General features: G+C 45.7%; 11 protein-coding genes and 1 pseudogene. All 12 read right to left on the bottom strand.

The genetic code is table 11. From position 1 onward, the window contains the following. Window positions 1–577 (bottom strand): hypothetical protein (locus CCU_RS05180; RefSeq protein ID WP_208896008.1); only part of this gene is annotated, 577 nt, incomplete at its 3' end. 92 nt (window positions 578–669) lie between these two features. Continuing rightward, the gene (locus CCU_RS05175; RefSeq protein WP_015533830.1) at window positions 670–1323 is read right to left on the bottom strand and encodes a hypothetical protein; all 654 of its coding nucleotides are present in this window, start codon (window positions 1321–1323) and stop codon (window positions 670–672) included. A gap of 41 nt (window positions 1324–1364) precedes the next feature. Beyond that, window positions 1365–2282: an ATP-binding cassette domain-containing protein gene (locus tag CCU_RS05170; RefSeq protein WP_238051478.1), complete on the bottom strand. Its 918-nt coding sequence runs from the start codon at window positions 2280–2282 to the stop codon at window positions 1365–1367. Window positions 2283–2364: 82 nt separating this feature from the next. After that, window positions 2365–2739, bottom strand: coding sequence for a GntR family transcriptional regulator (locus CCU_RS05165; protein ID WP_015533828.1), 375 nt, complete (start codon window positions 2737–2739; stop codon window positions 2365–2367). 185 nt (window positions 2740–2924) lie between these two features. Next, a complete protein-coding gene (locus tag CCU_RS14920) occupies window positions 2925–3143 on the bottom strand; it encodes a metalloregulator ArsR/SmtB family transcription factor (protein WP_330369826.1) in 219 nt (72 codons plus the stop codon). Further along, the gene (locus CCU_RS14915; protein WP_015533826.1) at window positions 3113–3289 is read right to left on the bottom strand and encodes a helix-turn-helix transcriptional regulator; all 177 of its coding nucleotides are present in this window, start codon (window positions 3287–3289) and stop codon (window positions 3113–3115) included. Before CCU_RS14915 ends, CCU_RS14920 begins: the two co-directional genes overlap by 31 nt. A gap of 11 nt (window positions 3290–3300) precedes the next feature. Continuing rightward, window positions 3301–5214: a heavy metal translocating P-type ATPase gene (locus CCU_RS05155; RefSeq protein ID WP_015533825.1), complete on the bottom strand. Its 1914-nt coding sequence runs from the start codon at window positions 5212–5214 to the stop codon at window positions 3301–3303. Between the two features lie 108 nt (window positions 5215–5322). Beyond that, complete coding sequence (locus tag CCU_RS05150; protein ID WP_055146474.1) at window positions 5323–5541, bottom strand: cation transporter; 219 nt, start codon at window positions 5539–5541, stop codon at window positions 5323–5325. A gap of 201 nt (window positions 5542–5742) precedes the next feature. Further along, window positions 5743–5964 (bottom strand): phosphopantetheine attachment site, encoded by a 222-nt coding sequence (locus tag CCU_RS05145; protein WP_015533823.1) that lies wholly within the window; start codon window positions 5962–5964, stop codon window positions 5743–5745. A 39-nt stretch (window positions 5965–6003) separates the two neighbouring features. Further along, window positions 6004–7479 (bottom strand): class I adenylate-forming enzyme family protein, encoded by a 1476-nt coding sequence (locus CCU_RS05140; RefSeq protein WP_015533822.1) that lies wholly within the window; start codon window positions 7477–7479, stop codon window positions 6004–6006. Further along, a complete protein-coding gene (locus CCU_RS05135) occupies window positions 7479–8543 on the bottom strand; it encodes a hypothetical protein (RefSeq protein WP_015533821.1) in 1065 nt (354 codons plus the stop codon). Before CCU_RS05135 ends, CCU_RS05140 begins: the two co-directional genes overlap by 1 nt. A 17-nt stretch (window positions 8544–8560) precedes the next feature. Next, a pseudogene (locus tag CCU_RS05130) lies at window positions 8561–9099 on the bottom strand (MBOAT family O-acyltransferase); the annotation flags it as partial.

The following is a 9099-nucleotide window of genomic DNA, read 5'->3' as shown; positions in this document are numbered from 1 at the left end:
TAACACCACCCAAAAGGATGGCCGCATATCCAAGGATAGCAAGCTTTACAATTCCAAGGCTTATAACCTCCGATATATGATGGTGATACAACCAGGAATTTAGTGTTGACATGCAGGTCATTATCACCAGCATAAACACGATAAGACTTGCCACAAAATATTTGTAACATACGCCACAGAATATCATAGCTCCGAACAATATAAATATGATCATAAACAATGTATCCTGATAGTTTTCTGTATTCTCCGGATACATTCTGATAAGTATATATTTCTCCGCAACAAGTATTGTGAAAAGTACAAGATACACAACTGTGCTGACGATCACTGGCATTCCCACCTCCAGTTTTCTCTTCATCACGCTTGACTGCACATAGTCCGATGCATTCATGTATATTATCATCTGGTAGGCAAACATTCCAGTCAGCATAAAATAGAAACCGCCCAGAATATTCGTTCCGTGTGATGACAGTTCGAACACAAACCCTATTGCAGTGAACAAAATAAGCATCATCACATTTGTCTTTAACTTATATCCATATCTGAGAAGTTTAAAACCAAGTATCAAATCTTTCATCCCTTAATCCTCCTTGTCTAATATATATCATTCCTCCCGCCGGCAGGCGGGGCGGATAGTCTAAGCCGTTTCCAGCCTTGAACAACAATCTGTTAATCCATATCCAGATAAGACGCCTCAACCTTGCGGTACATATGTCTGCGCGTCACATATATTCCAACCGGCAGCAATACCGCCAGTGCTGCAACTATGAGCCATGTAAACTTCTGCAATCCCGAAGATATCGTTATATATATAACCGCAGCTCCCGATGCTCCTGATGACAGCATGGACAGCAGACTCATGACCTGAACATTCTGGACATATCTCGTAATGTTCAGCGCCCACACGGAAATATCTGCTGTGAGCAGTATCGACAGGCAAAGCAGTCTTACCGGGTTACCCACCATAATTTCATATGGTACGGCCACTATCACCATGCATATCGCGATCCTCGCCGGTCGGACAAGCAGATCCGCCGTAAGCGCATTCCGTAACATGGCTTTCCCCTTTGTTGACGTCTTCAGATAATCCATTCCAAGGCAGCCCTTCACACATATTGCACCGAATCCCCAATAATCAGCCATAACCTCGATCGCAGTCATGAGCGCCGCTCCCACACCGAGCATGACCGCTGTTACATAATATTTTCTCACTCCTATATCGATCAATGCCAGTATCACCCCCAGTATGATCGGTATCAACACATTACACACTAGCCGGTATTTTCCATTCGTAATGGCTCTGTAATCCTTTATCATCCTCATAATTACGCTCCTATAAATACGTGAAACACTCTAAGCAGTTTTTACTTTAATACCATTTTTGTATTATTCTTCATGACCGCCACACTTATCTGAAACAGCGATGGTATCTCCTTGCTCACATTCATGCCTGCAAGCTTGTCCAGATTCTCTGCAAGACAGATTCCCTCAAAGCCATAAGGATTCTTAGTCATGGTATAAAGGATCTTTGATGCCGCCTCCGCATCCTGGGCATCTCCCTTTATCAGTATGTATTTCTCCTTCAGGTCCTCCACAAATCCGCACTCGACCACATTTCCATGTTCCATGATGATCGCATAATCAGTGATACTCTCCATATCGGATATATTGTGTGTTGAGAACAATACACTCTTCTCCCCCGCTCCGTCGCTTATATAATCGCCGATCATCTGACACAGCTTGTCTCGCATAAGAGGATCAAGAGGCGATGCTGGCTCATCGAGCAGCAGCAGGTCTGTATCCCTCGCCATAACCCCGGCAAGCATCAGCTTAGTTCTGGTTCCATCAGAGAGTGCTGAACACTTTTTCTTCAGAGCAACACCGTCCGGGGAATCAGGAAATATCGCAAGTTCTCGGCAATATCTTTCGAACTCGTCCCTGTCAAAATTGTCAAAGAGCAGACTGCTTATCTCCTCCACATCAGATACAGTCCACTGTGGAAGGTAATATCTGCCTGTTCCCGTATAGCCTATCCTGTTCTTTACATCCGCCCTTCTCTCCTTTTCCTCCGATGAATACTTGTCAAAGAAAGTCAGCTCACCTTTGTAATCAAGCCTTATTCCTGAAAGCATATTGAGAAGTGTCGTCTTTCCCGCTCCATTTTCACCGATGAGTGCTGTCGCAAATCCCTTTGGCACCCTCAAATCAGGTATATCCAGTGTAAATGTCTTAAACTTTTTGGAAATATTCTCCCCTTTTACAGCGCAGTCATAATTCATCATCCAATCCTCCATTAAACCTTAAACTCTCTTCATGTCTTTCTTTTTCCCTATTCTCTGTCCACTTTGTTCTCTGCCTGTCAAATCATCGGTCCTCCACCATCAGCAGAGCATCAAGCATGTTCTTGAGCTCATCGTCCGACAACCCCGCAATACGTGCCGCAGCTATGGCCTCCGTCAAAGATGCCTCTACCTTTCGAAGATGCTGCTCTATCAGCATCTCACTGTCCTGTGCATTCACATAAAAGCCCTTGCCCTGTTCAGCCGTGACCAGACCTTCCTGCTCCAGCAGCTCATAAGCTTTCATGGTGGTGATAACACTTATCTTCAGATCCCGTGCCAGCCCCCTGATAGACGGCAGATATTCGCCCTGGGCATATTTGCCCGCCAGAATGTCCGACTTGAAGCTGTCTGCTATCTGCTGATATATAGGCACTCCTGAGTTCTGAGAAAGTCTCATATGTACACCTCCTTAAACTGTTCTCAACTGTTTATATGTTATATATACACTATGTACAGATATGTGTCAACAACTTTTTACTCTAAACCCTAAAATAATAATATCTTCATCTCCTTGTCCACGCAAAAAATCCCCGCCGGCACTGATCTGTTCGGTACCGGCGGGGATTTATCTGTCATATTATTCTATTGTTCAAGCGGGCATGTTATCTGGAACATCTCCTCACACACCTTGTGTACAAGTCTGGCTGTCTCCGTGTCCGCCAGCTTGTAATATACCTCCTTGCCCTCTCTGCGGCTCACGATCAGGCCGCTGCCCTTGAGCTGCTTCAGGTGGTGCGATACGGCCGGATCACTCATCTCCATGGCCGCCGCTATGTTGCTGACACATCCTCGAGGTGGCACAGCATCCAGAGTATCCTGAGCCTTGTGCCATCGCTGAGCTGTTTGAATATATCTGCCATGCTGCTACAATCTTCCACAGACGGCATGCATTTTATGATCTTGTTCTCATTGTCGCAGTGACAATGCGGCAAATGTATCTCTCCCATGCGGTCTCCTCCTATTCTTTGAAGCTCAGTGCTCTTGTCGCATTTAATACCGCAAGGATCATAACTCCTACATCTGCGAATATTGCCCACCACATGTTGACAAATCCAACTGCGCCCAGTGCAAGGCATGCAAACTTGATCACAAGTGCAAATACTATGTTCTGGTGTACGATCCTGAGTGTCTTCTTGGATATCTTCATGGCTGTCGCTATCTTTGCAGGATCATCATCCATGAGCACGATATCCGCAGCTTCGATAGCTGCATCGGAACCAAGGGCTCCCATGGCGATTCCTATATCTGCTCTCGAAAGTACAGGGGCGTCATTGATTCCATCTCCGACAAATGCAAGCTTCTCCTTCTCTCCCTTGGCTGCGATGAGCTTCTCGACCTCATCCACCTTGTCTCCAGGGAGAAGTTCACTTCTCACCTCATCCACGCCAAGCTCGCTTCCGACTGCATCTGCAACCTTCTTCGCATCACCTGTGAGCATAACTACCTTCTCCACGCCTGCTGCCTTGAGACCACTTATAGCCTCCTTTGCATTTGGCTTGACAACATCTGATATGAGAATATATCCTGCATACTTTCCATCCACGACAACATGTATCTCTGTTCCAACCGATGTAGGAACCGCTGCCTGTATGTTCATCTGCTTCATGAGCTTGACATTTCCTGCGGCAACCTCATGACCATCAACAACCGCTGACACACCGTGTCCGCTGATCTCCTTTGCGTCTGTGACCCTGTTGTTGTCGATTTCCTTGCCATATGCCTCCTTCAGGCTCTTGCTGATAGGATGGTTGGAATAGCTCTCGACCAGCGCTGCCTTTTCAAGAAGATCAGCTTCGCTCATTCCTCCCTCAGGATGTATCTCTGTAACCTGGAACACACCCTTTGTGAGTGTTCCTGTCTTATCGCACACGACATACTTTGTGTATGAGAGAGCCTCAAGATAGTTGGAACCCTTGACCAGAATACCCTTTGCCGAAGCTCCGCCGATTCCTCCAAAGAAGCTCAGTGGAATGGATATTACCAGTGCACATGGACAGCTTATAACAAGTGTTGTCAGTGCTCTGATGATCCACTTGGACCATGCTGCAGGATTACCCATGATAATGTTTACCAATGGCGGAAGCACTGCAAGCGCAAGTGCCGCTATACATACAGCCGGTGTATAATACTTTGCAAATCTTGTGATGAAGTTCTCTGATCTGGACTTCTTCATGCTTGAGTTCTCAACGAGATCAAGGATCTTTGATACAGTTGACTCTCCAAATTCCTTGGATGTCTCGATCTTGATAAGTCCTGTGAGGTTGACACATCCACTGATGATCTCATCGCCGACATGAACCTCTCTAGGTACGCTCTCACCTGTGAGGGCACTTGTGTTGAGTGAGGATGAGCCCTCCACAACCTTACCATCGATAGGCACCTTCTCGCCCGGCTGTACAACTATGACTGTTCCGATCTGAACGTCATCCGGATCAACCTGTTCCAGCTTGCCATCCTTCTCTATGTTGGCATAATCCGGACGGATATCCATGAGTGCTGTGATATTCTTCCTGCTCTTGCCTACGGCGTAGCTCTGGAACAGCTCGCCTATCTGGTAGAACAGCATAACCGCTGACGCCTCCTTGTACTCACCGAGCACCATGGCACCTACAGTGGCTATAGCCATGAGGAAATTCTCGTCAAATACTTCTCCGTGTATGATTCCGAGAAACGCCTTCTTAAGTATATCGTAACCGATGATAAGATATGGAATCAGGTACGCCACGATCTCTATACATCTCCACATGATCGACGGATTTTCAAGATCCACCATCCCGGTCTTTTCAAGAACTGTGAATGTGACAGCCATGGCAACCAGAAGAACCGCCGATATTATAATTCTTCTGAGCACTTTTTTCTGTTTCTTTGTCATAACATCCTCCTATCTGATAGAGCACAGATCTTTCACAGTTAGCCGTGACTAAACAACCTGCTATACCATAATCCGGCAGTCAGCATGCACATGCATAACCGCCTTTGGTTACATAAAGATCTCGCAGTCAGGCTCAACCTTCTTACAAGCCTTAAGTACGTTCTTCATAACCTCAGCCTCGTCAGCTCCGTCGTCGAACTCAACGCTCATCTTCTGTGCCATGAATGCTACAGTTGCATCCTTAACACCTGCTACCTTCTTTGTAGCCTCCTCCATCTTTGCTGCACAGTTTGCACAATCAACTTCAATCTTATACTTCTTCATAATAGTTATCTCCTTTTCATTGTTCTCATTGAATCTATGAACATTTAAACATGTATTTAATTATATGTCAACAGTAAAATGCTATTCTTTTTAAAATTTATTTATATGAACATCTGTGCATTTAAAAAAACCTGTGTATATAACATATACACAGGTTTTTGTTCCAGATATATCTGATTCCACTTTCAGATCATGTTTCAGATCCTACTTCAGATCCTCCACAAGCTCATAGAGAGCGATTGCTGAGTTGAAGTTATCAGGTATGATCTCATCACTTGGGATGACAACTCCGTACTTATCTGCTATCTCTGAAATGATAGAGATGATATCGAGTGACTCCAGGATTCCGTCGTCAACGAGTGCCTCCTCATTTTCAAAATCAACATTTGGCTTGATCTTCTTGAGCATCTCAATAAATTCTTTCATTGTTCAATTCTCCTTTGTATGATCTTCTCTGCAAACTATCTATACGTTCTGCTCTGCAAGCTTTCTTACTTCCTTTCGCAGAACTGAACCCTTGAACGTCTTTGGTATACTTTCAACATAGATATACTTTCTTGGAAGCTTGTAGCTCTCAAGTCTGTCAGCAAGAAAGCTTTCAAAATCAGCTTCCTCATAGCCATCCTTCTGCACGACCAGTATGACCGGAAGCTCTCCGGTGATCGGGTCTTTGATTGAAGTGTAAGCCACATCATCTATATGCTCATATCCAAGTGCAAGGTCTTCTATCTCTGCAGGAGATATCTTGCTTCCACCATAGTTTATCACATCATCGGCCCTGCCTACAAGTATGCAGTCGCCATCCTCATCCAGATATGCCAGATCCTTTGTCCTAACATATCCATCCACAATGGTCTCAGCAGTGAGTTCGGGGTCATTGTAATAGCCTTCCATGACTATAGAACCGCCCCAGGACAGAAGTGCCGGTGACTCCGGGCTGCCATTTGTAACCACGTTACCCTCGTCGTCAGAGAATCTTACGACCGAGTTCACGGTAGGTCTTCCTATACATCCTGTCTTGTTGCCATTGCCACTGAACTCCAGTATGCATGCGCATCCGGCTTCAGATGAACCATAGAAATTATACAGTCTTGTATGTGGAAGCAATCTGAGCAGCTTCTCCTTGTCTGACTCGGCAAGAGGTGCTGAGCCTATCTGTATATAATCAAGCTGATCTGCATAATCCGCGATCCTGTCATCAGACAAATGGAATATCATTCCGAGTGATGCCGGTGATATCGCCATGGATGTCACTCCGTATTTCTCTATGAGCTTCCACAGCGTTCCGATAAATACCATTCCGTCCATCAGACATACTGTGCCGCCATTTACCATGTCTGACTGGTATCTTCTTATTCCAAATGAATGGTTGAGAGGCATTGGTATTATCTCCACATTGCCCTTCTTCATGGCTGTTCCCTCGATGACATTGCCGGCTATTCCCACATCACCTCTGTGGTGCATGACAACGCCCTTTGAAGATCCGGTTGTTCCCGTTGTGAAGAGCAGCATCGATCTGTCCTCCTCACCCGGAAGCTCAAGCTCTGCCTCGCTCTCATCCTTCATCCTGGTTATTATTTCCTTCTGGCTTATACACTTTATTCCATCCACAGGCTTGTCTGATATGAGACATGCCGCGTCAACTCTCTGGCCTATCTCAATTGCCCTCTCTGCGGATGTGGATTTCTCTATCGGCACGACAAGCACCTGCATGTACTGCAGTGCAGTGAACACTGTCAGATAATCTATGTTCTGTGTGCATCTGATCATTACATGATCGCCCTTGCATATGCCCATATCCTGCAAAGCGTGTGCAGTCTTTCTTATATTGCTCCAATACTCTGCGTATGTGACTGTCTTTCTTAGCTCACACACCGCCAGAGTGTCCGGCTGCGTCTGGGCATACTCCTGAATATAATGTAATACCGTCTGCTTATACATTATTCGTTCTCCTTCTTGTACTTCTCCCATTCTGCCATGAGACTGCTTTCCTCATCTGCCCAGGCATCACAGGCATCAGTCCAGCTCTGCTTCTGCTCATCTGTAAGCTTACTCTGCAGGCCGTAATTGTCCTCTATATATTGTGCAAGATATGTGGTAACCTTCTTGGCACCCGCAATATTTACATGCTTGCTGTTGTAGAAATCTGTTGAATAATCCAGATTCAGTTCATCAAGAACATTGTTCATGTTCAGATAATCATATCCCTTTGAGGCTATGTACTCGTCAAGCTGAAGCTGCTTGGATGCCTGACCCTTTGATGGGTAGTAAGGTGTCGCAACCAGCAGAACCTTAACTCCGAGCTCCTCTGCCTTTGTCTCTATGTCATCGATATATCCGAGTGTCTCATCCGACAGATGAAGCTGTCCGTCAGACTCGAACACAGGCTCCTTGATCTTCGTGATCTTCGACCTCTGCCTACCTGTCTTGAACTCGTCCGTTCCCTGATTGAGTCTGTCTATAAGCACCTGTCTGTCAAATGTCAGCAGATTATCGTGATACTTCAGAATAGGGAACATGAGCTCGAACTTTGACTTCTCATCCGCTCTGTAATACTTCTGTATCATCTCAAACTTCGTCGATGATGGTCTCATGCCCGATGTCATGACCTCCATACGATAATTGTAATGCTCATCCTTTATCTTTGTGACATCGCCTCGTATGATAATACTTCTGACCTCAACCACAAACAGATCCAGATCCTGGGTCTTGGCAGCCTCCTCCATGAGATACGGCGCAAGTCTGATATCCTGAGCCGCAGTACCTATGAGCATCGATGTGTAACCCTGCTCCTCATACGCCTGGGTCGGTATCCAGTATCTGTACATCGAACTGGAGCCGATGAGCACCGTATTGATGGTGTTATCCTCCTCCGCATAGTAGTTTGTCCACACATCAGAGTCAAAATCCTGTGGTCTCGCCAGTTCTCCCGCCTTGTTCAAGCCAAGGAAAAGCACTGTACATATCGAAAATACTGATATTGTATATTTTATCCACGCTGGCATATCTTTCTCCCTTCTCATCAGAACTGTTCATATATAAATGATGCGCCCGCACCAGAGCCGTATACTCCGCATATGGCAATGAATGCCAGACCTGCTGCCATAACCAGCCATTTAAATACTATGTTCTGCTTTGCAAGCCATTCTCTGACATCGCCTGTGCTGCCTCTTCTCTCCATGATCTCCTGCGCGATAGACACAGCAAGAAGGAGAAGGCATCCAAATATCAAAACTCTCCACTCTCTTCCTGAAAGTGAAAATTCATCCACAATATTATACACCCTTGAGTGATCAAAAACCATGGAACGGATCATCCAGATCGAACTTCGGATTCCCTGTCCCATAAATATGAGACGTCCTATGACACAGAGGATGAATGTTCTGAGCATTCTGAATATCTCCCAGCTTATGCAGTCAGTCTTTATCCTGAGCGCCTTTGTAAGCTTTGCCAGCGGTTCCTCAAAAAGTGTCGACATGCATATCAGCACTCCGTGATACAAGCCCCATGCTATATAATTCCACTTTGCGCCGTGCCAGAGACCGGTCAGCACCCACACAC

The organism is Coprococcus sp. ART55/1, assembly GCF_000210595.1.
In the GTDB taxonomy this organism is placed as follows: domain Bacteria; phylum Bacillota; class Clostridia; order Lachnospirales; family Lachnospiraceae; genus Coprococcus; species Coprococcus aceti.
The sequence above is the reverse complement of the archived record's forward strand: the minus strand, read 5'-3'. Positions and strand labels throughout refer to the sequence as shown.